The organism is Synechococcus sp. R55.7 (assembly GCF_047461955.1).
GTDB lineage: Bacteria > Cyanobacteriota > Cyanobacteriia > Thermostichales > Thermostichaceae > Thermostichus.
This window is the reverse complement of record NZ_JANSIC010000253.1, coordinates 1-1410: the sequence shown is the minus strand read 5'-3', so window position 1 is coordinate 1410 and position 1410 is coordinate 1. Positions and strand designations below refer to the sequence as shown.

Sequence of the window (1410 nt, the reverse complement as noted above, 5' to 3'; positions counted from 1 at the left end):
GTTTGGGTGAGCAGCTCCCTGGATCTGCTGATTCGGGATCCCGCTCTCGTTGGCAGAAGTCGCCACGCCGCCCGATCCTCTTACCTGCCGGTTCATATTCGTATCGGCAAACGCCCCAAACCGGAATACGAATTGTTGCTGGCTTTGCAGGCAGAGTTGCTCGGATCCCTGCAGGGAAACGTTCCCAAGCGGGGCATTTTGATCCTGAAAGATGGGAAGTGGCACCCCGTCCACCTGAGCCGCCGACGAGCACAGGTGCGGCAATTGCTGCAGGAGTACCTGCACTCCCTCAACCAGCCGGAACCACCGCAGGTGTTCATGGCCCGCAGCCGCTGCCATCTTTGCCACTGGCGGGAGCATTGTCGCCAGTTGAACGCCGCCGCTCAACCCCTCAGCCTGCTGCCGGGCGTAACGGGATCCCGCTATCCCCTTTTGCAAGAGGCGGGGATCCACTCGATTGAAGCCCTGGCCAACGCTCAGTTGGATAGGTTGCAAGCCATTCCCAAGTTGGGATCCGGCGTGGCCCTGCAACTGCAGCTGCAAGCCCGTGCCACCCTCAGCCGGCAGCCTCTCTGGATTCAATCCCCCCCGGAAACCCTGCCCACCACACCCGTAGAGCTGTACTTCGATATCGAGGCGGATCCCCGCCACAACGTCGCCTATCTGCTGGGCCTGCTGGTGGTGGAGCAAGCCGAGGGGAAAAAGGTTGCGAGCTATCACAGTTGCCTGGCCGCCGAGCCGCGGGAAGAAAGGCAAGCTTGGGAGCAATTCTTGCAACTGGCACAACGCTATCCTGACGCTCCCATCTACCACTTTCACGGCTTTGAAGTGCAGACCTGCCGACGGCTGGGGGAGCAATACCGCACGGATCCCCGACAAGTGCGCCAGTTGTTGCAGCGCTTTGTGGATTTACAGGCCTGGGTGCAACGCTCGGTGGTGTTACCGATTGAGAGCTATTCCCTGAAAAACATCGCCCGCTGGTTGGGGTTTCAGTGGCGTCTGCCTGATGCCAATGGCGCCCAGTCCATTTATTGGTATAGCCAATGGCTGGAAACTCGGGAGCGCAGATATTTGGAGCACTCGCTTATCTACAACGAGGATGACTGCCGGGCTACCCACCGCCTAAAAGACTGGCTGTCCCAAGGAGTCCTCCATGCCGAATGATGCGAATAAATTGACAAAGACGGCCTATCCCCAGCCGCAAATGCCGCAGCTTGCGCCGCCAGTCTTGTGGCCAGTTGCTGAGGTTTCGTTTAGAATCAGGCAGGACTGTTTAGTTTATCAGGGGAATCCCATGCTGTTGAAATCTCATGAATCTCCTCGCCATCAGGGCAGAAACCGTCGCGGTCGTGGGGGATCGGCACGTAAGCGCCAACTGGACAAACGGAACCGCGCCTTGATGCAACGATT

The 1410-nt window shown here is 58.7% G+C and carries 1 protein-coding gene; it reads left to right on the top strand.

What is annotated here, in order from left to right; genetic code table 11:
- A partial coding sequence (locus tag NW820_RS11220) for a TM0106 family RecB-like putative nuclease (RefSeq protein ID WP_414407518.1) occupies nucleotides 1-1164 on the top strand: 1164 nt, incomplete at its 5' end.
- Nucleotides 1165-1410 lie beyond the last annotated feature (246 nt).